This is a genomic window from Peristeroidobacter agariperforans, from assembly GCF_004138335.1.
Classification (GTDB): Bacteria; Pseudomonadota; Gammaproteobacteria; order Steroidobacterales; family Steroidobacteraceae; genus Steroidobacter; species Steroidobacter agariperforans.
The window spans coordinates 744114-769934 of record NZ_RYFW01000002.1; the positions used below are offsets into that span (position 1 = coordinate 744114).

At 62.8% G+C, this 25821-nt stretch carries 22 protein-coding genes; 12 read left to right on the forward strand and 10 right to left on the reverse strand.

Features of this window, described 5'->3' with window-relative positions:
* The first annotated feature begins 15 nt into the window (after nucleotides 1-15).
* The 4 genes from EK373_RS17275 (at nucleotide 16) to EK373_RS17290 (ending at nucleotide 4115) form a co-directional block, all read left to right on the forward strand.
* Nucleotides 16-1275 carry a tetratricopeptide repeat protein gene (locus tag EK373_RS17275; protein WP_129644976.1) on the forward strand — a complete coding sequence of 420 codons (1260 nt, stop codon included), beginning with the start codon at nucleotides 16-18 and terminating at the stop codon, nucleotides 1273-1275.
* Nucleotides 1276-1423: 148 nt separating this feature from the next.
* Nucleotides 1424-2428 (forward strand): lipoyl synthase, encoded by a 1005-nt coding sequence (lipA, locus tag EK373_RS17280; protein ID WP_129644977.1) that lies wholly within the window; start codon nucleotides 1424-1426, stop codon nucleotides 2426-2428.
* 24 nt (nucleotides 2429-2452) lie between these two features.
* On the forward strand, nucleotides 2453-3109 hold the full coding sequence (lipB, locus tag EK373_RS17285) for a lipoyl(octanoyl) transferase LipB (protein WP_232831139.1): 657 nt from the start codon (nucleotides 2453-2455) through the stop codon (nucleotides 3107-3109).
* Nucleotides 3110-3131: 22 nt separating this feature from the next.
* Nucleotides 3132-4115, forward strand: a complete 984-nt coding sequence (locus EK373_RS17290; RefSeq protein ID WP_129644978.1) for an NADPH:quinone oxidoreductase family protein — start codon at nucleotides 3132-3134, stop codon at nucleotides 4113-4115.
* 15 nt (nucleotides 4116-4130) lie between these two features.
* Here EK373_RS17290 and EK373_RS17295 read toward each other — a convergent pair whose 3' ends face one another.
* From EK373_RS17295 to EK373_RS17340, 10 genes are all read right to left on the reverse strand, one after another.
* On the reverse strand, nucleotides 4131-4403 hold the full coding sequence (locus EK373_RS17295) for a YbeD family protein (RefSeq protein WP_129644979.1): 273 nt from the start codon (nucleotides 4401-4403) through the stop codon (nucleotides 4131-4133).
* Nucleotides 4404-4454: 51 nt separating this feature from the next.
* Nucleotides 4455-5321, reverse strand: a complete 867-nt coding sequence (locus tag EK373_RS17300; protein WP_407676202.1) for a D-amino acid aminotransferase — start codon at nucleotides 5319-5321, stop codon at nucleotides 4455-4457.
* Between the two features lie 20 nt (nucleotides 5322-5341).
* Nucleotides 5342-6577, reverse strand: a complete 1236-nt coding sequence (locus EK373_RS17305; RefSeq protein WP_129644981.1) for a D-alanyl-D-alanine carboxypeptidase family protein — start codon at nucleotides 6575-6577, stop codon at nucleotides 5342-5344.
* Nucleotides 6578-6717: 140 nt separating this feature from the next.
* The gene (locus tag EK373_RS17310) at nucleotides 6718-7539 is read right to left on the reverse strand and encodes a septal ring lytic transglycosylase RlpA family protein (RefSeq protein ID WP_129644982.1); all 822 of its coding nucleotides are present in this window, start codon (nucleotides 7537-7539) and stop codon (nucleotides 6718-6720) included.
* Entirely contained in the window at nucleotides 7536-8513 is a 978-nt protein-coding gene (gene mltB, locus EK373_RS17315; protein ID WP_198683397.1) for a lytic murein transglycosylase B, read from the reverse strand. The genes EK373_RS17310 and mltB overlap by 4 nt, the downstream gene beginning before the upstream one ends.
* A gap of 2 nt (nucleotides 8514-8515) precedes the next feature.
* Nucleotides 8516-9655 (reverse strand): rod shape-determining protein RodA, encoded by a 1140-nt coding sequence (gene rodA, locus EK373_RS17320; protein ID WP_129644983.1) that lies wholly within the window; start codon nucleotides 9653-9655, stop codon nucleotides 8516-8518.
* Nucleotides 9652-11613: a penicillin-binding protein 2 gene (mrdA, locus tag EK373_RS17325; RefSeq protein ID WP_129644984.1), complete on the reverse strand. Its 1962-nt coding sequence runs from the start codon at nucleotides 11611-11613 to the stop codon at nucleotides 9652-9654. The genes rodA and mrdA overlap by 4 nt, the downstream gene beginning before the upstream one ends.
* A 20-nt stretch (nucleotides 11614-11633) precedes the next feature.
* Nucleotides 11634-12113 carry a rod shape-determining protein MreD gene (gene mreD, locus EK373_RS17330; protein ID WP_157994399.1) on the reverse strand — a complete coding sequence of 160 codons (480 nt, stop codon included), beginning with the start codon at nucleotides 12111-12113 and terminating at the stop codon, nucleotides 11634-11636.
* 40 nt (nucleotides 12114-12153) lie between these two features.
* Nucleotides 12154-13179 (reverse strand): rod shape-determining protein MreC, encoded by a 1026-nt coding sequence (gene mreC, locus EK373_RS17335; protein WP_129644986.1) that lies wholly within the window; start codon nucleotides 13177-13179, stop codon nucleotides 12154-12156.
* A gap of 109 nt (nucleotides 13180-13288) precedes the next feature.
* On the reverse strand, nucleotides 13289-14332 hold the full coding sequence (locus EK373_RS17340; RefSeq protein ID WP_116812772.1) for a rod shape-determining protein: 1044 nt from the start codon (nucleotides 14330-14332) through the stop codon (nucleotides 13289-13291).
* Between the two features lie 240 nt (nucleotides 14333-14572).
* On the opposite strand from EK373_RS17340, the gene gatC reads away from it, so the two are divergent.
* The 8 genes from gatC to metH all read left to right on the forward strand — a co-directional run bounded on the left by gatC (nucleotide 14573) and on the right by metH (nucleotide 25638).
* Entirely contained in the window at nucleotides 14573-14863 is a 291-nt protein-coding gene (gene gatC / locus EK373_RS17345; protein ID WP_129644987.1) for an Asp-tRNA(Asn)/Glu-tRNA(Gln) amidotransferase subunit GatC, read from the forward strand.
* A 12-nt stretch (nucleotides 14864-14875) separates the two neighbouring features.
* A complete protein-coding gene (gene gatA, locus EK373_RS17350; protein WP_129645896.1) occupies nucleotides 14876-16330 on the forward strand; it encodes an Asp-tRNA(Asn)/Glu-tRNA(Gln) amidotransferase subunit GatA in 1455 nt (484 codons plus the stop codon).
* On the forward strand, nucleotides 16330-17781 hold the full coding sequence (gatB, locus tag EK373_RS17355; RefSeq protein ID WP_129645897.1) for an Asp-tRNA(Asn)/Glu-tRNA(Gln) amidotransferase subunit GatB: 1452 nt from the start codon (nucleotides 16330-16332) through the stop codon (nucleotides 17779-17781). Before gatA ends, gatB begins: the two co-directional genes overlap by 1 nt.
* A gap of 108 nt (nucleotides 17782-17889) precedes the next feature.
* Nucleotides 17890-18816: an Hsp33 family molecular chaperone HslO gene (gene hslO / locus EK373_RS17360; RefSeq protein ID WP_129645898.1), complete on the forward strand. Its 927-nt coding sequence runs from the start codon at nucleotides 17890-17892 to the stop codon at nucleotides 18814-18816.
* Between the two features lie 9 nt (nucleotides 18817-18825).
* On the forward strand, nucleotides 18826-19866 hold the full coding sequence (locus EK373_RS17365) for a zinc-dependent alcohol dehydrogenase family protein (protein ID WP_129644988.1): 1041 nt from the start codon (nucleotides 18826-18828) through the stop codon (nucleotides 19864-19866).
* Nucleotides 19867-20029: 163 nt separating this feature from the next.
* On the forward strand, nucleotides 20030-20941 hold the full coding sequence (locus EK373_RS17370; protein ID WP_129644989.1) for an ArsR/SmtB family transcription factor: 912 nt from the start codon (nucleotides 20030-20032) through the stop codon (nucleotides 20939-20941).
* Between the two features lie 39 nt (nucleotides 20942-20980).
* Nucleotides 20981-21901 (forward strand): methylenetetrahydrofolate reductase, encoded by a 921-nt coding sequence (metF, locus tag EK373_RS17375; protein WP_129644990.1) that lies wholly within the window; start codon nucleotides 20981-20983, stop codon nucleotides 21899-21901.
* Between the two features lie 17 nt (nucleotides 21902-21918).
* Nucleotides 21919-25638 carry a methionine synthase gene (gene metH / locus EK373_RS17380; protein WP_129644991.1) on the forward strand — a complete coding sequence of 1240 codons (3720 nt, stop codon included), beginning with the start codon at nucleotides 21919-21921 and terminating at the stop codon, nucleotides 25636-25638.
* Nucleotides 25639-25821: the final 183 nt, after the last annotated feature.

The following is a 25821-nucleotide window of genomic DNA, read 5'->3' on the forward strand; positions in this document are numbered from 1 at the left end:
AGATCGGGAAACCATATGACTCGAGTACGTAGTATTGCCGTCGCGATTTCTCTCGCCATGGGAGCTGTGGTTCCCGCGGTGACCTTGTTGGCTCCCGCGGCGCACGCCGCCGAGGAGAAGCAGCAGAACAAGATCACCACCAAGGCCGTCGCCGTGCCGCTCAAGGCCGCCCAGGAGGCCATGCAGAAGAAGCAGTGGGACACGGCGCTCACCGAAATCAAGAAGGCCGCCGCGGTCGAGAAGAAGACCCCGTTCGAGGCCTACCAGATCGACGAATTCATGGGCTTCGTGCTGATCCAGCAGAAGAAGTTCGGCGAAGCCGCACCGGTGTTCGAGCGCATGCTGAACTCCGGCATGATGCCGGCCGACCAGGTCGACGATCGCACCAAGACCGTCGCCCAGCTGTACTTCCAGCAGAAGGATTACAACAAGGCCGCGCAGTGGTCCAAGAAGTGGCTGGAGAAGCATCCGAACACCGAGGACATGGGCATCCTGCTCGGTCAGTCGCAGTACCTGCTGAACGACTTCAAGGGCGCCGCCGAGACCATGCGAGGCGTGGTCAACAATGCCGAGAAGGCTGGTCGCAAGCCCGACGAGAACTGGATCCAGATCGTCATGAGCTCGTACTTCAAGATGCAGCCGCAGGACAAGGACGGCATCGGCGACGCGCTCAAGAAGATGGTTCGCTACTATCCGAAACCCGAATACTGGGAAAATTTGCTCGACATCTATCGCCGCAAGGAAGGCGGTGACCGCATCAGCCTCGGCTACTACCGCCTGATGAACGAAGTGGGCGTGCTGAAGGACAAGGGCGACTACGTCGAAATGGCGCAGCTGGCGATCGACGCCGGCGTTCCTGGCGAAGCGCAGGCCATCGTGCAGAAGGGTATGGACTCGGGCGTGCTGAAGAGCACCGATAAGACCGAGCAGGGCCGCTACGACCGTCTGCTGAAGAGCGCGACGGACCAGGCCAACCTCGACCGCAAGACCTTGGCTCAGCAGCAGACCGAAGCTGACAAGGCTGGCACCGGCCAGGTGCTGGTCGGCCTGGGTCAGGCCTATCTGAGCTACGGCGAGACCGACAAGGCCATCGCAGCGCTCGAGAAGGGCATTGCCAAGGGTGGCGTGACCGATATCGACGAGGCGCAGATCAGCCTCGGCATGGCGTACCTGAAGAAGGGCCAGAAGGACCAGGCTCGCGAGGCCTTCAAGAAGGCCGGCAACAAGTTCAAGGACCTGGGCGAGCTGTGGGTCATCCGCACTCACTCCGCCTGATCGATCAGTTGACGTAATGTCGAAGAAGCCCGGCCTCGGCCGGGCACTGATCTGATTGAAAAGCCCGGCGAAAGCCGGGCTTTTGCGTTTTGGGCTAGAATTCCACCCCGCGAGCCCTCATCCAGGGCTTTCCTCCAGCGAGCCTGAAGTGACCGAATTCAAAGGCATCCCCATCATCCGCAGCGGCGACAAGTACCGTACGCCGCAGGGCTTCAGCGCGATCAAGGACGGGATCAAAGCGTCGGCCCAGGCGGCCCCGGTAGAGTTTGGCCGCAAGCCCACCTGGCTGCGTGCGCCTATGCCCGCCGGCCGCGGTTTCGACTCGGTCAAGAGCACGGTGAAAGAACATCGGCTCGCGACGGTCTGCGAAGAAGCCAAATGCCCGAACATCGGTGAGTGCTGGAATGCCGGCACCGCCACCATCATGCTCATGGGCGCCGTTTGCACGCGCGCCTGCCGCTTCTGCGCGGTGGACACCGGCAACCCTCATGGCTGGCTCGATGCCGAAGAGCCGGCCAATAGCGCCCGCACCGTGCAGCTGATGAAGCTGAAGTACGTCGTGCTCACCTCGGTGAATCGCGACGATCTGCCCGACGGCGGCGCCGCGCATTTCGCCGCGAGCGTTCGTGAGATCAAGCGTCTCAATCCGAACACCGCTGTCGAAGCACTGACACCGGACTTCCAGGGCGTCATGGCCGACGTAGAGACCGTGGTTGCCAGCGGCCTCGAAGTGTTCGCCCAGAACGTCGAGACCGTGCGTCGCCTCACTCATCCGGTGCGCGATCCGCGCGCCAGTTACGAACAAACATTGGCGGTACTCGGTCACGCCAAACAGTTCCGCCCGGACGTGCTGACCAAGACCAGCCTGATGCTCGGCCTCGGCGAGACCGACGAAGAGATCGCCACGGCGATGGATGACATGCGCGCTGTCGGCGTGGACATTCTCACGCTCGGCCAGTATTTGCGTCCCACCCCGAATCACCTCGCCATCGAGCGCTGGGTGACGCCGGCGGAGTTCGAGAAATATCGCGAGTGGGCGCTGGCGAAAGGCTTCCTCGAGTGCGTGTCCGGTCCGCTGGTGCGATCGAGCTATCGCGCCGAGCGCGCGCTGGAAAGAAACAATGCTGGATTGAAGCCGGCGGTCAGTGGTTGAGAGGTTGGGAGTTAGTGAAGACTCGTGGCCGCCGCTGACCAACTCCTGACGAGCAACGCTCAATCGCTCATCCGTTGGCTCGGCTCCGTCGAGTACGAGCCCACCTGGCGCGCGATGCAAACGTTCACCAACGAGCGCGACGCCAGCACTCCCGACCAGATCTGGTTTCTCGAGCACCCACCAGTATTCACGCTCGGCATGAACGCTGCGCCCGAGCATCTGCTCGCGCCCGGCGATATTCCCGTAGTGCAGATCGATCGCGGCGGACAGGTGACGTACCACGGGCCGGGACAGCTCGTGGTCTATCCGTTGCTCGATGTGAGAAGAGCAGGTCTTGGCGTGCGTCAATTGGTGATGGCATTGGAGAACGCCATCATCGATCTGCTCGCATCGTGGAACATCGAGGCGGTCGCGAAGCGCGACGCGCCGGGTGTGTATGTAAACGGACGCAAAGTTGCCAGCATCGGGCTGCGGATCCGCCGCGGCAGCAGCTATCATGGCCTCGCGTTCAATGTTGCGATGGATCTCCAGCCGTTCCAGCGCATCAATCCCTGCGGCTATCGCGGCCTGGAAGTAACCGATCTGCGCTCGCTGGGCGTGAACGCAAGTGTGCAGGAAGTTGCGGATGCGTTAGCGCCGCGGCTGCTTGCATCGTTGCGGCTGACGCAGGATGTCAGCTGATGCTTCATCGCCGGGGATTCACATGCGCGCAGTCGTTCTCAGTAGCTACGGTCCGCCTCCCGATCTTTCCGTAAAAGACATTGCCGCGCCGGCGCTCAAGCCGGGACACGTTCGCATACGCGTGCACGCGGTCGGATTCGGCTTTCCCGATGCGCTGATGGTTGCGGGCAAATATCAGGTCAAGCCCGAGGCGCCCTACACGCCGGGCAATGAAGTTGCCGGCGTGATCACTGAGGTCGCTGCCGATGTTACGGAGTTCAAGCCGGGCGCGAGAGTGCTGGCGATGGCCGGGCAGGGCGGGCTCGCCGAGGAATGTGTCGCTGCCGCTCATGCGCTGATTCCGCTGCCTGGCTCGATGAGCATGGCTGCCGCCGCGGGCTTTCTCGTCAACTACGGCACGACGTATCACGCACTCGTGCAGCGAGCAAACATTCAGCCGGGAGAAACATTGCTGGTGCTCGGGGCGGCAGGTGGCGTCGGTCTGACTGCGATCGAGATCGGCAAGGCGCTCGGTGCTCGAGTGCTGGCCGCGGCGAGCACGCCGGAGAAACTGGAGCTGGCGAAGCGCCACGGCGCGGACGCCGCTTTCAATTACACGCAGGACACGATCAAAGCGAAGGTGATGGAGTTCACCGGCGATCGCGGCATCGACGTCGCGTACGACCCGGTGGGTGCGGACTTCGCGGAGCAAGTCGTTCGTGCGATGGCCTGGAACGGCCGTTATCTCGTCATCGGCTTTGCCGGCGGGAAGATTCCCGCGATCCCGCTGAATCTGCCGTTGCTGAAGGGCTGCTCACTCGTCGGCGTGTTCTGGGGTGCTCACACGCGCAAAGAGCCGGCAGTGCACGCGTCGAATCTGAAAGCGCTGTTCGATCTGTTCGAAAGCGGCAAGATCAAACCGCACGTGACCGAGCTCGACGGCTTGGATCGCTTCACCGAAGCGCTGGATGTCCTGAATACGCGGCGCTCGACAGGGAAGGTCGTCATTCGCGTCGCTGCGGAATAGAGGAAGATTGGGCGCTTACAGCACCACCATTACCCGCTCGTGCGCGGTGAGCTCCCGATACAACTCATCCAACTGTGCCTTGCTCTGCGCAGTGAACGTGCAGGTGAGGCTCAGATAGCTCCCACTGCTGCTAGGCCGTTCTTCGATATTGGACGGCTCGATCGGGCCGGCGTGCTTCTGCACGATCCCGAGCACGATGCTGCGGAAGTCATCCGTCTTGCGGCCCATGACTTTCAGCGGAAAGTCGCAGGGAAACTCGAACAGGGTGTCTTTGCTGGTATCGGTCATGGGGCTCGATATGCGGCCAGGGCGGCGCTAAGTCAAGCCGCAATTCGCCGCTCAGGGCGTGTAGGTCGGGGTGCCGGCCAGTTGCTGGCGGAGTTGGGCGAAGGCATCGGCCATGCGAAGCCACGCCGGGCCTGGGCGCCCTGTGCCGATCGGGGCGCCGTCGATGCGCGTCACGGGCAACACATCTCGGGTCGCGGCGGAGATCCAGACTTCGTCGGCAGCGCGCAGTTCGTCGAGGGAGACACTGCGAATTTCCACCGGCATGAAATTCGTCGCCAGCGACAGCGCCGCGTCGCGGGTCGTGCCTGGCAGGATGCTGTGACTGTTCGGCGGCGTCGCGAGCACACCGTTCTTGATGACGAACACGCTCGTCGACGCGCCTTCCATGACCTGACCGTCGCGCACGATGATCGCCTCGTTGACGCCCGCGTCCGCGGCTTGCTGCTTCATCAGCACGTTGGCGAGCAGCGCCGTGCTCTTGATGTCACATCGACCCCAGCGAAAGTCTTCCACTGTGATCGCCGACATACCGGCCGCACGCTGTGCATCGGTGAATACGGGTAGAGGCGAAGCCATCGCAAACACAGTCGGCTTCACCACGGCGGGAAAAGCGTGATTGCGGCCGTACTCCATGCCGCGGCTCACCTGCACGTAAACATAACAATTGCTGCCGCCGTTCCGGGCGATCAACTGCTCGAGGATGCCGCGCCACTGCTCGTGCGTATGCGGATTCTCGAGACGAATCTCACGCAGGCTGCGGGCCAGGCGGTCGAAGTGCTCGCGGAAAAGAAACATCCGCCCGCCGAATACCGGCAGCACTTCATACACGCTATCGCCGAACAGGAAACCCCGGTCGAGCGGCGAGATTCGAGCATCGCGCAGTGCTACGTACTCGCCGTTGAGGTAGCACTGCGGCAGCGGCTCGGGCATGGCGTGGATTACTTCAACCAGAGCTTCATATCGTCGGCGAGACGACCGAAGAAGCCAGCTTCGGGCACTTCCACGGTCGGGTGCAACGGATAGGTGCCGATGACCTTGTCACCCAACGTGATGCGCAGCTGACCGGCGGCCTTGCCCGGCGACAGCGGCGCGAACAGCGGATCCGGCACATCGGCGGCCGCGCTCAGCATGTTTTCCTGGCCGCGCGGGATCGTGGTGTAGATATCTTCGACGACGCTGAGCGGCACTTCGGCTGCTTCGCCCTTCCAGACCTTCACGGTCATCACCGGCGACTTGTTCGGATACAGCTGGCGCGTTTGATAGAAGTTGAAGCCGTAATTGAGCAGCGCGGAGCTGGCGTCTTCACGAGCACGCACCGAGGGCGAGCCCATCACGACCGACACCAGGCGCATGCCTTCACGGCGCGCGGAGGAGACGAGGCAGTAGCCGGCCGATTCGGTGTGGCCGGTCTTCAGGCCGTCGACGGTCGGATCGCGATCGAGCAGGCCATTGCGATTCGGCTGCGTGATCTTGTTCCAGGTGAACTGGCGCTGCGAGTAGAACTTGTAGTACTCGGGATAGTCCTTGATCAGCGCACGCGACAGCAGCGCAATATCGTGAGCCGTGGTGTAGTGCTCCGGATGCGGCATGCCGGGGCTGTTCTGGAAGCGCGTGCTCACCATGCCGATCTGCTGGGCGTACTGATTCATCAGATCGACGAACACTGGCTCGCTGCCGGCGACGAATTCGGCGAGCGCCACGGTGGCGTCGTTGCCCGACTGCACGATCATGCCCTGGATCAGATTCTCCACGCTCACCTGCGTGCCCACGTCCACGAACATGCGCGAGCCGTCCTGAGAACGCGCGTGCGGGCTGATCGTCACCATGTCCGTCATCTTGATGCGGCCATCCTTGAGCGCATGAAACACCGCGTAAGCCGACATCAGCTTGGTGAGGCTGGCGGGCTCGAGGCGCTCGTTATCGTTGGTGGCGGCGAGCGTCTGGCCGCTGACGTAGTCCAGCAGGATATAACCTTTGGCCTGCACCTGCGGCGGCGCCGGAATCGGCGGCGGCTTGATGCCGGCGGGCGCGGTGCTCGCGGCGACATCGGGCAGCGGTGCCGCGAGGGTGCGCTCGGCCGCGGGCTGCTCGGAATCTGAACACGCGACCAGCGCCAGCGCCAGAACTGACGTTGCAGTGAATTTCAGCAGGAAGGCAGGCTTGCTTGCAGGCATGGTGAAGTTCGCGTGGGTGACGAGGCGGGGCGGATTCTACCGATCGCGCCCCCCAGAAAATAGTTAAGCGACAGTAAGCGTGAATTGTGGCATTCGCGTGCCCGAGCGGTGTCGGAGCACGGCGCCGCGGTGGCGCTGAATCAATTGGCGGCGAGGCGTGCGTCGGGGAAGCCCAGCATGCGCAGCCGCTTCACCACTTTATCGAATTCGTTGACGCTGGGAATCGGGCCGATGCGCACGCGGTACAGCGTCTTTCCCTCCACCTGGTCTTCGCGCACGAAGGCGTTGTCGACGCCCTTGGAGCGCAGCTGTCCGAGCAGCTTGGAGGCGTTTGCTTCGGTGCCGAACGCGCCGGCCTGTACATACAAGTCGGACGTCGCGGGCGGCGCCGGCGGCGGCGAGGCTTTTTGCATCGGCGTGAGCGCGCGCACTTCGACGAACGTCGTCCCGGCCTTGATCATGTCGAGCTTGGCCGCGGCCGTGTAAGAAAGATCGATGATGCGACCTTCCTTGAAGGGGCCGCGATCGTTGAGGCGCACCACGACGTGCTTGCCGTTGCTCAGGTTTGTGACTTGTACATACGCCGGCAGCGGCAGGGTTTTATGCGCGCCGGTCATTGCGTACATGTCGTAGCGCTCGCCATTGGAAGTGCTGGCGGCATGAAAGCCCGGGCCGTACCAGGACGCGACGCCTCGCTCCACATAGCCGTCGGCACTGTTGAGCACGTAATAGCGCTTGCCGAGCACGGTGTAGAACGGCGGATTGCCGCGAGCCGACTTGGGCTCGGCGCGGGGCACGGGATCGGGAATGTTTTCTATGTCCGCCGGGATGGGCGAGGGCGGCGGCAACGGCGGGTGTTTGGGCGGCTGAATCACGGACGGCGCCGAACAGCCGGCGACGACCAGGGCCAATGCGAGAGAAAACCAGTTCGACGTTGCGGATCGCCAGGTCCGCGTCCTCATCTCTCGGTATCCCTCATATAGTTCTGAATCGCCTCGCCCAAGTCGTGTACCGCCATGGCATACATCGGACTGCGGTTGTACCGCGTGATGGCGTAGAAGTTATTGAATCCGACCCGGTACAGCGGACCGTCCTTGCCCTGGCCGACGACCAGCATGGCAGGCGTGTCCGGCGGCAGCTCGGTGTCGAACTTCACGCCCTTCTCGCGTAATGATTGCACGGTCTCGTTCAAAGCCAACTTGATGTCGAATCGCGACAGGTCGTGGTCCTCCAGGGTCGCCTCGACCGCCACCGGCTGGCCGTTCATCCAGCCGTTCTGGACCAGGTAATTCGCGATCGAGCCGATCACGTCGTCCCAGCTGTGCCACAGGTCGCGATGGCCGTCGCCATCGCCGTCCACAGCCCATTTGCGGTAGCTGGAGGAGATGAACTGCGCCGCGCCCATGGCGCCCGCATACGAGCCCAGCACGCTTGCTGGATCGACTTTCTCCTCGCGCGACAACAACAGGAATTCCTGCAGCTCGCCGAGGAAGAATTCACCACGCGGCGGGTAATCGAAGCCCAGCGTCACCAGCGCATCGAGCACTTTGTAGCGCCCGGTGATGCGACCGAACGAAGTCTCGACGCCGAGGATGCCGACCACGACGTCGGCGAGCTGCGGATCGGGGATCTGCTTGAGCTTTTCGCCGTGGCCGAGCCAGAAGTCCGCGCCTTGATTGATGCGCTTCTCGGTCAGGAAACGCTCGCGATATTCCCACCACGGCACGACGCGCTCGGCGGGCCGGCTGATGGCGTCGAGAATCGGTTGTTTGGTCTCGGCGGTCTTCAACAGCGCCTCGAGCTGGGCTTTCTCGAAGCCGTGCTCGTGCGTCATGGTGTCGATGAAGGAGCGCACTTCGGGGCGCTTGATGTCGAAGGCCTGCGCAGGCACTGCGACCGCAGACAGGAGCAGCGGAGTAAGGGATAGCAGATTCAATCTCAACGACTCACCAGTTTCCGCTTTGCGCACAGAGACATGAGAATACCGAAACCGGCCATGAGGGTCACCATTGCAGTTCCGCCATAGCTGACGAAGGGCAGCGGCACGCCCACCACCGGCAGCAGGCCGGTGACCATACCGGTATTGACGAAAACATACACGCAGAACGTCAGCGCCAGGCTGCCCGAGGCGAGCCGTGAGAACGTGTCGTGCGCGGTCGCGGACAGGTACAGCGCCCGGCCGATTACAAACATGAACAGCAGAATCACGGTCACCAGGCCGATCAGGCCCCATTCCTCGCCGACCACGGCGAAGATGAAGTCGGTGGAGCGCTCCGGCAGGAATTCCAGCTGCGCCTGGCTGCCATTGAGATAGCCCTTGCCGAACACGCCGCCCGAGCCGATCGCGATCTGCGACTGGATGATGTGGTAGCCCGAGCCGAGCGGATCGCTTTGCGGGTCGAGGAAGGTGAGCACCCGTTGCTTTTGATAGTCGTGGAGCAGGAAGTGCCACGCCACCACCGCCACCGGCACGAGGAGGCCGACCACCGAAAGGATGTAGCGAATTTGCAGGCCGGCCAGCAGCACCACCATGCCGCCGCCGGCAGCGACCAGCAGCGCGGTGCCGAGGTCGGGCTGTTCGGCGATGAGCAAGGTCGGGATGCCGATCCCCAGCCCAACGACGAGCAACGAGGTGAGGCTGGGCGGCAGCGGCCGCTCGTGGAGAAACCATGCGCAGGCCAAGGGCACCGCGAGTTTCATGAGCTCCGACGGCTGAAAACGTACGAATCCCAGATCGAGCCAGCGTTGCGCGCCCATGGCGATATCGCCGGTAAACATCACCAGCAACAGCATGATCAAGCCGATCACGTAAGCAACCGGTGCGGCATTACGAATGATCCGCGGCGGCACTTGAGCGAGCATGATCATCGCGATCAAGCCCAGTGCGAAACGCATCAACTGCGCTTCGAGCATATCGAGGCTGCTGCCCGACGCGCTGAACAGCACGATGCTGCCGACCGCGCCGACCATGCACAGCGCGATGAACAACGGGCCGTCGAGATGCAGCGCCAGCAGCAGCTGCGCCGTGCCGGTCAGGGTGCGCTGAGTGCGCGAGCTGTCGATCGCGTCCAGGCTCATTCGGTCTCTCCTGGTCGCGGCGCTGGCGGCGGCGGTGGCGTTGGCTTGCGTTTCGCGTCCTGCTCCGCCAGCTGTTCCGGCGTCAGCAAATAGGTATCGAGAATTCGACGGGCGATCGGGGCAGCGAAGCCCGAGCCGCCGGCCGGAGCGTTTTCGACGACTACCGCGACTGCAATGCGCGGCGCGTCGGCGGGAGCGAACGCAATGAACAAAGCGTGGTCACGCAGATGTTCGGCGAGCTCGCCGGGTTTACGCATCTTTTCGTTGGCGGCGACGGTGAACACCTGCGCCGTGCCGCTCTTGCCCGCGATCTTGTAGAGCGCGTTGGCGGTTGCGCCACGAGCAGTGCCGTAAGGAGCATTCGCGACGTCATACATGCCGCCAATCGCAACGTCCCACGCGCCGGGATCATTGACATGCGGCGAGGGCAGAGGTGACGGCTTCAGCTCCGTGACCTGACCAGTCGTCACATTGCGCACGGCGCGCACCAATCTCGGTTTGAAACGCTGACCGCGCCCGGCGATGGTGGCGGTGGCGTGCGCCAGCTGCAGCGGCGTCGCGTTCATATAGCCCTGGCCGATGCCGATACTGATCGTATCGCCGGGGAACCACATCTGCGCTTCCTTGCGACGGAATGCTTTCTTTTTCCATGCCGTGGAGGGCAGCAAGCCGATCTTCTCGCCAGGAATATCGATGCCGGTGATCGTGCCCATGCCGAACTGCGCGAGGTAGTCGTGGATGCGATCCACGCCCATCTGGTTGGCGATGTCGTAGAAGTACACGTCGCAGGAAGTGGCGATGGCCTTGCGCATATCGACGTGGCCGTGGCCGCCGGGTTTCCAGTCGCGCCATGGTCTGCTGACGCCCGGCATGCGATAGGCGCCACGGCAGAAAACGCTGTCGGCGGGCGTCACCATTCCATATTCGAGTGCGGCCATCGCCATCATCGGCTTCACGGTCGAGCCGGGCGGATACACGCCGCGAATCACGCGGTCGTACATGGGCCGGTCCGGATCTTCGGTCAGCGCCAGATACTCCGGACGCGTCAGGCCGCGAGCGAACAGATTCGGATCGAACGCCGGCGTGCTGACGAACGCGAGGATGTCGCCGTTCGCAGGATCGATGGCGACCGCCGAGGCGCGCTGGCCGCGCAGCGCTTCTTCCGCCGCCTGCTGAACGCGCATGTCGATCGTCAGGAACAGGTCGTTGCCGGCGACCGGCTCCTTGCGCTCGAGCTTGGCGGCTTCGTTGCCGATGCGCTCGACGCTGCGGCCCTGTGCATTCACCAGCAATTGCTGGAAGCCCGCCCGGCCGTGCAGCTGATCCTCGTACGCGTACTCGACGCCGTTCTTGCCGGTCAGCGTGGTGCCGGCGTAGTCGTCCAGGTTCAGGCGTTTCTTGTCGTCTTCGCTGATCGCGCCCACATAACCGATCGCGTGCACGCTGCTTTCCGCCAACGGGTAATAACGCGTCAGGCGCGGGCGAATCTCGACTCCGGGAAACTGATGGCGACGGGCCGCGAAGCGCGCCAGCTCGACTTCGGTGAGCTGCAGCTTGATGGGCACGGCGTCGAAGCTGCGACGGCCGCGCAGGTCGCGCTTGATCGTGGGGATGTTCTCCTTGTCGATCAGCCCGATCTCGGCGATGCCGGCCAGTGTGGCGTCGACGTCGGCGACCTGTTCCTTGGTCAATTCCAGTTGGTAGGAGGGCGCGTTGGTCGCAAGCGGCAGACCGTTGCGATCCAGGATCAGGCCGCGGTTCGGCGGGATCGGCTCGATGCGGATCCGGTTGCCTTGCGAGAGGTCGGCAAAGTAGTCGTATTTGACGACCTGCAGCCACACCAGGCGCGAGATCACCAGGCCCATGGCGATCACCATGAGCACGGCCGCGACGACCGCCCGCTGCTCGAACAGCTGGCTTTCGGCGTGATGATCTTTGATGCGGACGGAGCGAGCCATTCGCTAACTCGAGGCGGACATTAGCGGTTCCGCCGATTCCAGGTGTCCAGGCCGGCGACCAGGATGGGCCAAAGAATTGCACCGCTGATCACCGGCATCCAGCGCATCCAGGTGGTGACCGGCTGGCCGACGATGCCATCCAGCCAGAACACGATGAACTGATACAGGAACAGAAATGCAAACACGGTGAGCGTCTGCTGGGAGAGCGGAAAGATACGGATACGCAGCTGAAACTTGTGCGTAAAGTAAGCTACTACAAGGAACGCCAGCGCGTGCTGCCCGAGGATGATGCCTTTGAGCACGTCGATGGCCAGCCCGCAGAACCAGGCGAACAGCAGACCGGCGATGCGTGGTGCGCTCAGCGACCAGTAAATCACCAGCAACAACAGCAGGTCGGGCCGGGCCGCGTCGAGCGGCTCGGGCAAGGGCAGCACTGCGAAAATGATCGCGAGGATCACCGTGAAGGTGACGCGCGCGCGACTGATACGACCGTCACTCACGATGGCTCGTCCGGGCCCTGGCTACAGAGAGGGGCGTCATTTAATCCTGGGGCGGTTGTGACTGCGGCAGCGGCTGAGCTCCCGGCGGCAACGTCTCGGCCGGCTCTCGAGGGGCGGCAGACGGAGTCGCGGGGGCAGGCGGCGCACTCGATGTTTCGGCCGCGGGCTTGGATTCTGTAGCCGCCGGCTTGCTGGGCTTCGCGGCCGGGGCTGCTACCTGGGACGGCGGTTCCGCCCACAGCAACAGCACCTCGCGATCGCGATCGAGCTGGGCCAGCGGCTTGGCCTCCACCAGCGCGAACGTATCGGCCGGATTGCGCTCCACCTTGCTCACCTTGGCGACCGGATAACCCGCCGGGAAGATGCCATCGAGACCGGAGGACACCAGCAGGTCGCCGGTCTTCACATCCGATTCAACGGTCAGGTATGGCAGGCTGAGCTTGCCCAGATCGCCGGCGCCCTCCGCGATCGAGCGGATGCCATTGCGGTTCACCTGCACGGGAATGGAGTGCCCGGAGTCGCTGATCAAAATGATCGTGGAGGAGTATTTGTCCACTTGCACGACCTGGCCGACGATGCCGAACGCGTCCAGCACCGGCTGAGTCCTGAACACGCCGTCGTCGCTGCCCTTGTTGATTCGCACGCGGTGCCGGAACGGATCGACGTCGACCCGCATGATCTCGGCGATCATGGTGCGCCCGCCGACGCCGGCCGACGCCTCGCGCACGGCCCGCAGGCGAACATTCTCTTCGCGCAAGGAATCGAACTGCAGCAGCTTGACCCGGGCCTCGCGCAGCTGTTCGGAAAGCTCGGCGTTCTCGGTTTTGAGCCGGTTGCGGTCGGCGAAACTGCCGGTCAGCCACTCCCACGCCTGGCCGGGCGTCTGCACGACGGCGTAAACCGGCGAGGCTGCGGCTCCGAGCCACTGGCGCACGGTGTTCAGATAGTCGCTGCGCTGGTCGAGCATCATGATGCCGACCGACACCAGCCCAAGAAAAAACAAGCCGGCGCCGAGCGGCGGGCCTCGGCCAATGATGTTCCGGCTGTCGGAGCTGAGAGTCACCATAGGTGGGAAAGTGGTTTGCCGTTAGCGATGGACGGTTAGCAAAACCACGGGTGTCTTACACCAACCGCTAACCCGTAACTGCCGACGACTTCATAGTTCGCCGGAACTGCTATTCCAGATTGAATAGCGCCGGGCCGTGCTCGTCGATCAGCTCCAGCATGCGGCCGCCGCCGCGGGCCACGCAGGTGAGCGGGTCTTCGGATACCACTACCGGCAGGCCGGTTTCTTCCATCAGCAGCTTGTCGATATCGCGCAGCAGGGCGCCGCCGCCCGTGAGCACGATGCCGCGTTCCGCCACGTCCGCGCCCAGTTCGGGCGGCGTCTGTTCGAGCGCGACCTTGACCGCGCCGACGATGCCGGCCAGCGGTTCCTGCAACGCTTCGAGGATTTCGTTCGAATTGAGCGTGAACGAACGTGGCACGCCCTCGGACAGGTTCCGGCCTTTGACTGAAATCTCGTTGACCTGCTGGCCGGGATAGGCCGAGCCGATCTCGATCTTGATCTTCTCGGCGGTGGCCTCGCCGATCAGGATGCCGTAGTTACGGCGCACGTAATTAATGATGGCGTCGTCGAAGCGGTCGCCGCCGATGCGCACCGACGATGCGTACACGATGCCGTTGAGCGAGATGACCGCGACTTCGGAAGTGCCGCCGCCGATGTCGAGCACCATCGAACCGCGGGCTTCGTGCACAGGCAGACCGGCGCCGACCGCGGCAGCCATCGGCTCTTCGATCAGTCGCACCCAGCGGGCGCCGGCGCCTTCGGCCGATTCCTGAATCGCGCGACGTTCCACTTGCGTCGAGCCGTACGGCACGCAGATCAGCACGCGCGGGCTGGGACGCATCAGGCGATTGCCGTGCACCTTCTCGATGAAGTACTGCAGCATCTTCTCGGTGACGGTGAAGTCGGCGATCACGCCGTCCTTCATCGGGCGAATCGCGGTGATGTGACCGGGCGTGCGGCCCAGCATGTTCTTCGCTTCCTGACCGACCGCCTCGATCTTCTTGCCGGCGCGGCCCGGCTCTTCACGGATCGCGACCACCGAAGGCTCGTTCAGCACGATGCCCTTGCCGCGGACATAGATGAGCGTGTTAGCCGTGCCCAGATCGATCGACAGGTCGTTGGAGAAATACCCGCGGAGGTTTTTAAACATGGTTGTTGTGCGTCGAGCGAACGGGTCGAGGCGCGAAGGAAGGGGGGCAAAAAAGTTGCGGTACTCTAGCAACGGGTTTCACATAGCACAAGCTTTCAGGTGTATGATTACGCCGCATTTTTCCAGGGATTTTTGCGGTCTTTTTTGCTCCTCATTACTCCACCGCCTGACTGCGCGGCGGGTGTGCGGTCTCACTGCCTGCAAATTCTCATCTGACTTTCCAGCGGAAATATTCGGTTTATGAGTCTTACCGATCACGATGTGAAAAACATCGCACACCTGGCGCGCCTCGCGCTGACCGAGGAACAGGTGCCGGTGTACGTGGACAGCCTGTCGAAGATCTTCGACTTCGTCGCACAGCTCAACGCCGCCGACACTGCGTCGGTCGAGCCGATGGCGCACCCGCTCGCCGGCCAGGTGCAGCGGATGCGGCCGGATGAAGTGCTGGACAGCGACCAGCACGGCAAATATCAGCGCAATGCCCCGCGCGTCGAAGCGGATCTGTATCTCGTGCCCAAAGTGATCGAGTAAGCCATGACTGAATTGCATCACCTGACGCTGGCCGAGCTGAACGAGGGACTGCGGGCGCGCCGCTTTTCCAGCGTCGAGCTCACCAAGCACTTCCTGGCGCGAATCGAGCGCTTGAACCCGACGCTGAACGCCTTGATCACGGTAACTACCGAGCAGGCGCTGGCCGCGGCGCAACGAGCTGACGAGCTGCTCGCCTCGGGCGAGGCGGGCGCATTGGCCGGTCTGCCGCTGATTCACAAAGATATCTTCTGCACCGACGGTGTATTGACCACTTGCGGCTCGCGCATGCTGGCCAACTTCGTCGCGCCGTACGACGCGACCATCGTCGAGAAGCTGTCGCAATCTGGCGTCGTCATGCTGGGCAAGGCCAACATGGACGAGTTCGCGATGGGCTCCTCCAATGAGACCAGCTACTACGGGCCGGTGAAGAATCCCTGGGATCTGAAAAAGGTACCGGGCGGTTCTTCAGGCGGCTCGGCTGCAGCGGTTGCTGCTCGACTGGCGCCGGTAGCCACTGCCACCGACACGGGCGGCTCGATCCGTCAGCCCGCGGCGCTCACCGGTTTGACGGGCTTGAAGCCCACGTATGGGCGCGTATCCCGCTACGGAATGATCGCATTCGCCTCCAGCCTCGATCAGGCCGGCACGCTCACCTATACCGCGAAGGATGCGGCGCTGGTCCTGCGTGACATGGCGGGCTTCGATCCGCGCGATTCGACCAGCGTCGACATGCCGGTGCCCGACTACGTCGCGGCGCTCGATCAGCCGCTGCAGGGCTTGAAGATCGGTCTGCTCAAGGAGTTCTTCGAAGGCGGCTTGGAAGAATCGACCGGCAAGCTGATTCGCGAAGCGCTGCAAGTGTATGAACGGCTCGGCGCGCAACTCATCGAAGTGAGCCTGCCGAACCTGCCGCTGTCCGTGCCTACCTATTATGTGGTCGCGCCGGCGGAGTGCTCGTCGAACCTGTCACGCTTCGATGGCGTGCGCTTCGGTTATCGCTGCGAGAACCCGAAGGATCTGGTGGATCTTTACAAGCGCTCGCGCGGCGAAGGCTTCGGCGCCGAGGTCAAGCGTCGCATCATGACCGGCACATACGTGCTCTCGGCTGGCTACTACGACGCGTATTACCTGCGCGCGCAGAAGGTTCGCCGCTTGATCACCGACGATTTCGCGCGTGCCTTCCAGCAAGTGGACGTGTTGATGGGCCCCACGTCGCCGACGCCGGCGTTCGACATCGGCGCCAAGGTCGACGATCCCATCACCATGTACTTGAACGACATCTACACCATCGGCGCCAATCTCGCGGGCCTGCCGGCCTTGTCGATTCCTTGCGGCTCCGTCGGTGGCCTGCCAGTCGGATTGCAGATCATCGGTCCGCACTTCGCCGAGGCTAAATTGCTCAACGTCGCGCACGGCTATCAGAACGAGACGCTGTGGCACCGGGATATTCCGAAGGGTTACGAATGATGAGCTGGGAAACCGTCATCGGTTTGGAAATTCACGCGCAGCTGGCAACGCGCAGCAAGATCTTCTCCAGTGCCGCCACCGCGTATGGCGCCGCGCCGAACGCACAGGCGAACCTGGTCGATCTGGGCTATCCCGGCGTGCTGCCCGTATTGAACCGCGAAGCAGTGCGCATGGCTGTGAAGTTCGGTCTGGCGATCGGCGCGCAAATTTCGCCGCGTTCCATCTTTGCGCGCAAAAATTATTTCTATCCCGACCTGCCGAAGGGCTATCAGATCAGCCAGTACGAGAAGCCGGTGGTCGAGAAGGGCAAGATGCAGATCCTGCTCGAGGACGGCACCATCAAAGTCGTCGGCATCACGCGCGCGCACCTCGAAGAGGATGCGGGCAAGTCGCTGCACGAGGACTTTCACGGCGCCTCGGGCATCGACTTGAATCGCGCCGGCACGCCGTTGCTGGAAATCGTCTCCGAGCCGGACATGCGCTCGGCGAAGGAAGCGGTCGCGTACCTGAAGAAGATTCACACGCTGGTGCGCTACCTGGAGATCTGCGACGGCAACATGCAGGAAGGCTCGTTCCGCTGTGACGCCAACGTCTCGGTGCGCCCGATCGGCCAGGAGAAGTTCGGCACGCGTTGCGAGATCAAGAACCTGAACTCGTTCCGCTACATCGAGAAGGCGATCAATTACGAAGTCGCGCGCCAGATCGAAGAGATCGAGGCCGGCCGCAAGATCAAGCAGGAGACCCGCCTGTTCGATCCGGACAAGGGCGAGACGCGCTCGCTGCGCTCCAAGGAAGAGGCCAACGACTATCGTTACTTCCCGGATCCGGACTTGCTGCCGGTGGTGATCGAGCAGGACTTCATCGAGAGCGTGCGCACCACGCTGCCGGAGCTGCCGGATCAGAAAGCGGCTCGTTACATCGAGAAGTTCGGCCTGTCCGCGTATGACGCGGGTGTGCTCACTGCAAGCCGCGAGATGGGCGACTACTACGAGGGCGTCCTCGCCGCGTTGAAGTCGCAGAATCTCGAAGGCAACGAAAAGCTCGCCGCGAACTGGACGATGGGCGAGCTGTCGGCTGCGCTCAACAAGGACGGTGTCGAAGTTACCGAGTCGAAGATCGACGCGGCGCGCCTCGCAGGCCTGTTGGCGCGAATCGCCGATGAGACGATCTCCGGCAAGATCGCCAAGGAAGTGTTCGAGTCGATGTGGGCGGAAGGCAAAGATGCCGACGCCATCATCGAGGCGAAGGGCCTGAAGCAAATCACTGACACGGGCGCCATCGAAAAGACCATCGACGAGGTCATGGCGGCCAATCCCAAGCAGCTGGCCGACTATCGGTCGGGCAAGGACAAGCTGTTCGGATTCTTTGTCGGCCAGGTGATGAAGGTCACCGGCGGCAAGGCCAATCCGGCGCAGGTCAACGATTTACTGAAAAAGAAGCTGGCCGGATAAGGTCATTTGGAAACAAGCCGGGCTATTGAAAAAGAAACTGACGGGCTAATGTAACGGCGGATGAGTAACATCATCCGCCTTCCTGTCACCCCGGCCACTACACCTGTCATGCACGATCGCGATTGCCTGCACAGATTCCTGTTCGAGCACTATCCGATTCGCGGCCACATCGTCCATCTCGACGCATCGTGGCGCGCATTGCTCGAGCATCGCGAATATCCCCCCGTCATTCGCGACACGCTCGGTGAGGCGGTCGCGGCTTCGGTGCTGCTCGCGGCCACGTTGAAATTCGATGGCATGCTGAGTTTGCAGCTCAAGGGGCAGGGGCCGATGCACCTGATGCTGGCGCAGTGCTCGGATGCGTTGGGCGTGAGGGCGGTCGCTCGTTACAAGGATGCAGACTTTCGGCCGGACCTCGCGTCGTTGTCGGGCGAAGGCAGCTTGACAGTTACGGTCGAGAACGAGGATTTGTCCCAGCGCTATCAAGGCATCGTGCCGTTGAATGGCGAGCGGCTGTCGGATTGCTTGCGCAATTACTTCGAAACGTCCGAGCAGCTGCCGACGCGGTTGTGGCTGCACGCGGATGAGCACGGCGCGTCGGGGTTGTTGTTGCAGAGGCTGTCGGATGACTCTGTGAAATCACGCACTGTCGGCTCGCGCGCGCATGAAATGAATCGGGCGGAGATCGAGGATGCGTGGAACCGGGTGCAGTTGCTCGGTGACACGTTGAAGCCCGAAGAGCTGCAGACGCTGAGCGATCGAAACATTCTGCGTCGCTTGTTCGCGGAAGACGATGTGCGCTTGTTCGAATCGGCGCCGGTCTTCTTCAAGTGCCGCTGCTCTCGCGAACGTGTTGTCGGCATGCTCAAGGCGCTCGGCGCGCAAGAAGTGCGCTCGGTGTTGGCCGAGCAGGGCCACGTCGAAGTGCGCTGTGATTTCTGCAATCGGGCGTATCGATTCGATTCGGTCGATGTGGAGCAGTTGTTCGCCCACGCAGCGACGCCGACGACTGACGCGCCGGAGCGAAGGCACTGACGCCGTCTCGTGAAAGCCGTCCTCTTCGAAACATTCGGTGGCGCGCTCAACTGCGTTGACGTTCGCGATCCCGCTCCGGCGGCGGGCGGCGTGGTTATCAAAGTCGAGGCATCCGGGATCTGTCGTAGCGACTGGCACGGCTGGATCGGGCACGACGCGGACATCCGACTTCCTCACATACCTGGCCATGAACTAGCCGGCGTCGTCGCCGCAGCCGGCGCGGATGTCACGCGCTTCAAAGTGGGCGATCGAGTCACCGTCCCGTTCGTGAGTGGCTGTGGTCGCTGTGAACAATGCGCGAAAGGCCAGCAGCAAATCTGCGCTGTGCAATTTCAGCCAGGCTTCACAGCTTGGGGCTCGTTCGCGGAGTTCGTGGCGATCGACTACGCGGACATCAATCTCGTCAAACTTCCCGACTCCATCGGCTTCGTGACCGCGGCCAGCCTGGGCTGCCGGTTCGCGACGTCATTCCGGGCCATTGTCGATCAGGCGCGGGTGCAGCCGGGGGAGTGGGTGGCGATTCACGGCTGCGGAGGAGTGGGGCTGTCCGCCATCATGATCGCGAATGCCATGGGCGCGCGGGTGATCGCGGTCGATATCGATCAAACGAAACTCGACTTCGCCAAACGCCTCGGTGCTGAGGTGGGCGTGCTCGCAAATGCCGACGTCAAAGCCGAAATCCTCGAGCACACCCGCGGCGGCGCGCACGTCTCGATGGATGCGCTCGGCAACCGCGTCACCTGCTACAACTCGATCGCGTGCCTGCGGCCGCAAGGCCGCCACGTCCAAGTCGGGCTGATGCTCGGGGCGCATGCGGACCCACCGGTGCCGATGGGACTGGTGATCGCCAAGGAATTGCAGGTGATGGGCAGCCACGGCATGCAGGCCCATCGCTACGGCGCCATGCTCGACCTCATACTCACCGGCCGCGTGCAGCCACAGCTCCTCGTCGAAAAGACCATCCCCCTGGCCGCGGCGCCCGCCGTGCTCGCCGCTATGGACTCTTTTCGCGGCACTGGCATCACAGTGATCAACGACTTCACGCACTGACCGTCCGAAGTTAGACCATTGTTTAGTAAGGAATTAGCCCTCAAGGGCTCGTGAGCTGCCTCACGGATCGTGCCGCTAGCAGTGACAGCGCCCCTGAGCCTCACGTATAGTGTCGCCCGTCCATATAAAGATATCTTTATATCCTTAAGTCACTGACATCGGAATGCCGAGCTTTCTAGCCGCCGTCTCCGCGCTACGAGCTACTGCCGAGCCCACTCGGTTGCGGCTGCTTGCGCTATTGGCGCGGGCGGAGCTGACGGTGGGTGAGATCTGCGAGGTGATCGGGCAGAGCCAGCCGCGCGTCTCCCGGCACTTGAAGCTGCTCTGCGACGCTGGATTGCTGGATCGATTTCGTGAGCAGCTGTGGGTGTACTACCGCGCTCCGGCCTCGGGTGAGGCGCGAGACACCGTCTGGCAGCTGCTCGCATTGGTCGATGAACAAGATGACGTTCTCCGCCGCGACCGCCGCCGTATGGAGGAGGTCATCGCCGAGCGGGGTCGCCTCGCGGCGGATCATCTCGCTGAGGGAGAGTCGCTCGAGAAGGCGTCTGATGTGGTAGATGCCACCGTTCTCGAGGAACTGGCGAGCGAGCCGATCGGCGCGCTGCTCGATGTGGGTACGGGCTCGGGCCACATGCTCCAGCTCCTCGGCGCGAAAGCAACGCGTGCGGTCGGCGTAGATATCTCAAGTGAAGCGCTGCGCCTCGCAAGAACCAAAGTACACGGCGCGGGGCTGAGCCACTGCGAGCTGCAGCGAGGCGACATGTATGACCTGCCATTCGCTGCGCCGCTGTTCGATACCGTCGTCGCCGAGCGAGTGCTGGCAGGTGCGGATCGACCGCTCGTGGCGCTTGCTGAAATCACACGAACGCTCAAGCACGGCGGTCGCGCCGTAATCATCGAAGACTTCGACTCGCTGAGCTCAGCGTTTTCCGCCAATCCCATCTCCACTCTGCGCGACTGGTTTGCCAAGGCAGGGTTGGAAGTTTCCCGCGTACGCCCCGTCGACACCGAAGCAGGGCATCTGCTGGTGGCAATCGGCCGGCGCGTGGCGCGCAGCACGGCGGCGGCATGAGGCCGCGCCTCCTTATCGAAAGGAACTGAGGAAAGAAACATGTCAGTCGAGAAGCTCAAGGACCAGATCGGCAACAGCCTGAGCAAACTGCGCGGCCGTCCCACGGTGTCGTTCGAGTTCTTTCCGCCTAAGGATGAGGCGATGGAAAAGACGCTGTGGGAGTCAGTCGAACGGCTGGCTCCGTTGCAGCCTCGGTTCGTGTCCGTGACCTACGGCGCCGACGGCTCGACGCGCGCACGCACACACAACATCGTTACCAAGATCCAGAAGAACACGTCGCTGACGGCCGCTCCGCATCTGACCTGCATCGGCGCGCCCCGCGAAGAAATTCTGGATATCGCGCGTGACTACTGGGCCAACGGCATTCGTCACATCGTGGCGTTGCGCGGCGATCCGCCGCAGGGCACGACGAAGTACGTCCCGCATCCGGAAGGGTTCGCATACGCCGTCGACCTGGTGAAAGGCTTGAAGTCGGTTGCCAATTTCGAGATCTCGGTCGCGACCTATCCCGAGCCGCATCCCGAGTCGCCGAGCGCGGCGTTCGAGCTGACGAATCTCAAGTCGAAAATCGACGCCGGTGCGGATCGCGCGATCACGCAGTTCTTCTTCGATACCGGATTGTTTCTGAAGTTTCGAGACCAGTGTGCGGCTGCGGGCATCAAAGCCAGCATCGTGCCGGGCATTCTTCCCATCACGCGCTTCCCGCAGATGTTGCGCATGGCGCAGCGCTGTGGCGCGAGCGTGCCTGATTGGCTGAGTCATCGTTTCGACGGTCTCGATGACGATGCAGATACGCGTCGCCTGATCGCCGCGGCGGTCGCGATCGAGCAAGTGCAGGAACTGCAGAAGCACGGCGTCGAAGAGTTCCATTTCTACACCTTGAACCGGGCCGAGATGAGCTATGCCATTTGTCATGCGCTCGGCGTGCGGCCGGTGTTGGCGCAGGCGGCTGCGGGTTGAGCGAAGGGAATACAGATATGAATCGCATTGAACGAATTGCCACCCTGCGGCGCCTGTTGACCGAGCGCATCGTGATGCTCGACGGCGGCATGGGCACCATGATTCAGGGCTACAAGCTCACCGAGGCGGATTATCGCGGCGAACGGTTCAAGGACTGGCCGTGCGATTTGAAAGGCAACAGCGACGTCCTGGTGCTGACGCGGCCGGAGATCATCAAGGCCATTCACACCAAATATATGGAATCGGGCGCGGACATCGTCGAGACCAACACGTTCACGGCGAACTATTCCTCGCAGGCCGATTACCAGATGGAACACCTGGTGCGCGAGATCAATCTGGCCGGCGCCAAAGTGGCGCGCGAAGCGGCGGATGAATATTTCGCCAAGACCGGTGAGGTGAAGTTCGTCGCCGGCGCGTTGGGGCCGACGAACCGCACCGCCTCGCTCTCGCCGAACGTCAATGACCCGGCGTTCCGGAATATCGACTTCGACCAGCTGTCGGACACTTACCTGATCGGCGCGCGTGCGTTGATCGAAGCTGGCGTCGACATCCTGCTGATCGAGACCATCTTCGACACGCTCAACGCGAAGGCCGCGATCTACGCCGCGCGCCAGGCGATCGATGAGGCGGGGATCGACATTCCCATCATCATTTCCGGCACGATCACCGACGCGTCGGGCCGCACGCTGTCCGGTCAGACGACCGAAGCGTTCTGGAACTCCGTGAGCCATGCAAAACCGCTCGCTGTCGGCCTGAACTGTGCGCTCGGCGCGAAGCAGCTGCGTCCGTACATCGAAGAGATGTCTCGCATTGCCGATTGTTACGTCAGTGCGTACCCGAACGCCGGCTTGCCGAATGCTTTCGGTGAGTACGACGAGCACGCGTGCGAGACGGCCGAACTCGTCAAGGAGTTCGCAACCAGCGGCTTCGTGAACATCGTCGGCGGCTGCTGTGGCACGACGCCCGATCACATCAAGCACATTCGCGAAGCGGTGGAGGGCGTCAAGCCGCGCAAGCCACCCGTGCTGGAGAAACGCGCTCGCTTGTCCGGTCTCGAGCCGTTGAACATCGGGCCTGACAGCTTGTTCGTGAATGTCGGTGAGCGCACCAACGTCACGGGCTCGGCGAAGTTCCGCAAGCTCATCGAAGCGGACGATTACAACGCCGCGCTCGATATCGCCCGTCAGCAGGTGGCGAGCGGCGCGCAGGTCATCGACATCAACATGGACGAAGGCATGCTGGACTCGGAAGCCGCGATGGTGCGCTTCCTGAATCTCATCGCGTCCGAGCCGGACATTTCGCGCGTGCCCATCATGATCGACTCGTCCAAGTGGTCGGTGATCGAGGCGGGTCTGAAGCGCATTCAAGGCAAGGGCATCGTCAACTCCATCAGCTTGAAGGAAGGCGAGGCGGCGTTCATCGAGCACGCGAAGAAAGTGCGTGCGTATGGTGCCGCTGTGGTCGTGATGGCGTTCGACGAGACCGGCCAGGCCGACACGGTCAAGCGCAAGGTCGAGATCTGCCAGCGCTCGTACAAGGTGCTGACAGAGAAAGTCGGTTTCCCGCCCGAAGACATCATCTTCGATCCGAACATCTTCGCGGTGGCAACCGGCATCGAGGAGCACAACAACTACTCGGTCGACTTCATCGAAGCCACCGCCGAGATCAGAAAGACCTGTCCGCACGCTCATATCAGCGGCGGCGTGAGCAACGTTTCCTTCTCGTTCCGCGGCAACGACCCGGTGCGCGAGGCGATGCACTCGGTGTTCCTGTATCACGCTATCAAGAACGGCATGACGATGGGCATCGTCAATGCCGGTCAGCTGGCCATCTACGAGGACATCAATCCCGAGCTGCGCGAGCGCGTCGAAGACGTGATTTTGAATCGCCGGTCGGACGCAACCGAGCGCCTGCTGGAAATCGCTGCGCGCTTCAAGGGCGAAGTCGGCGCGAAGAAGGCCGAAGATCTGGCGTGGCGTAATCTGCCGGTGGAAAAGCGACTGGAGCACGCGCTGGTCAAAGGCATCGACGAGTTCATCGTCGTCGATACGGAGGAGGCGCGGCAGAAGGCAGAGCGGCCGCTGCACGTCATCGAAGGCCCGCTGATGGACGGCATGAACGTCGTCGGCGACCTGTTCGGCAGCGGCAAGATGTTCCTGCCGCAGGTCGTGAAGTCGGCGCGCGTCATGAAGAAGGCAGTCGCGCACCTGATTCCGTTCATCGAGGAAGAGAAGGCCAAGTCGGGGGCCGTCTCCAAGACCAACGGCAAGATCATTCTCGCGACGGTGAAGGGCGACGTGCACGACATCGGCAAGAACATCGTCGGCGTCGTGCTCCAGTGCAACAACTTCGAGGTCATCGATCTGGGCGTGATGGTTCCGGCCGAGCGCATCCTCGAGACGGCTCGCCGCGAGAACGCGGACATGATCGGTCTGTCGGGCTTGATCACGCCGTCGCTGGACGAGATGGTCCACGTGGCGCGCGAGATGCAGCGTCAAGGCTTCGAGCAGCCGCTGCTGATCGGCGGTGCGACCACGTCGCCGGCGCACACGTCGGTGAAGATCGATCCCCAGTACAAAGGACCGGTCGTGTACGTGAAGGACGCGTCGCGCTCGGTCGGCGTCTGTCAGCAGTTGGTCACGGCGGCGTTGCGTCGTGACTTCGTGGAGAAGACGAAGGCCGAGCATGCGGTTCGACGCGAGCAGCACGCCGGCAAAAAGATCAAAGCGCCGCAGCTGACGATTGCGCAAGCGCGAGCGAACAAATTCAACGGCGGTTGGGACTCGTATGCGCCGCCGGTGCCGAAGTTCCTCGGCATCCGTACGTTCGATGACTTCTCGCTCGAAGACCTGACCCGTTACATCGACTGGATGCCGTTCTTCAATGCGTGGGAATTCGGCGGCAAGTTCCCGGACATTCTCACGGATCCCGTGGTCGGCGAGCAGGTCAGCAATCTGTACGCCGATGCCCGCCGTATGTTGAAACAAATCGTGCGTGAGCGCTGGCTCACCGCGCGTGGCGTCATCGGCTTGTTCCCGGCGAACAGCGTCGACGATGACGACGTTGAGATCTACACGGACGAGTCGCGTACCCGCGTGCTCACGAAGCTGCACTTCCTGCGCCAGCAAAAGGGCAAGCCGGCGGGCCAGTCGCACGATGCGCTGTCGGATTACATCGCGCCGAAGTCCTCTGGCCGCTGCGACTACATCGGAGCGTTCGCGGTGACTGGCGGCATCGGCATCGAGCCGCACCTGGAGCGTTTCGCCAAGGCGCACGACGACTATTCGAGCATCATGCTCAAGGCGCTGGCGGACCGCTTCGCCGAAGCGTTCGCCGAACGCATGCACGAGCGTGTACGCCGCGAATTCTGGGGGTATGCGCCCGAGGAGCGCTTCACCAACGATCAGCTGATCAAGGAAGAGTATCGCGGCATTCGGCCGGCGCCGGGCTATCCGGCCTGCCCGGATCACACCGAGAAGGCGACGCTGTGGAAGCTGCTGGATCCGGAAGCGAACGCGGGCATGAAGCTCACCGAGTCGTTCGCGATGTACCCGACCGCGGCCGTGAGCGGCTGGTACCTGTCGCACCCCGGCTCGCATTACTTTGCGGTCGGCAAGATCGATTTCGATCAGGTGCAGAACTACGCGGCGCGCAAGAAGATCTCGCTGGAGGAAGCGCAGCGCTGGCTATCGCCGAACCTGGGCTACGACCCGGATTCGGACGCCAACGCGGCCTGAGCGCGGACGTCATCCAGTTATAACCTCGCCGCCGCCCGGGCAATCCGGGCGGCGGAACCGGCGAGGGGCGGCCTTTTGCCGCAAAAATCAGCCATTGGGTCGCGTCCCACCGCGGCGCATGGTGCATCAAGTCTGCAGAGCAGTGCTGTGCGGCAAAGCGGCAGGTACAATGCCGGTCCGTTT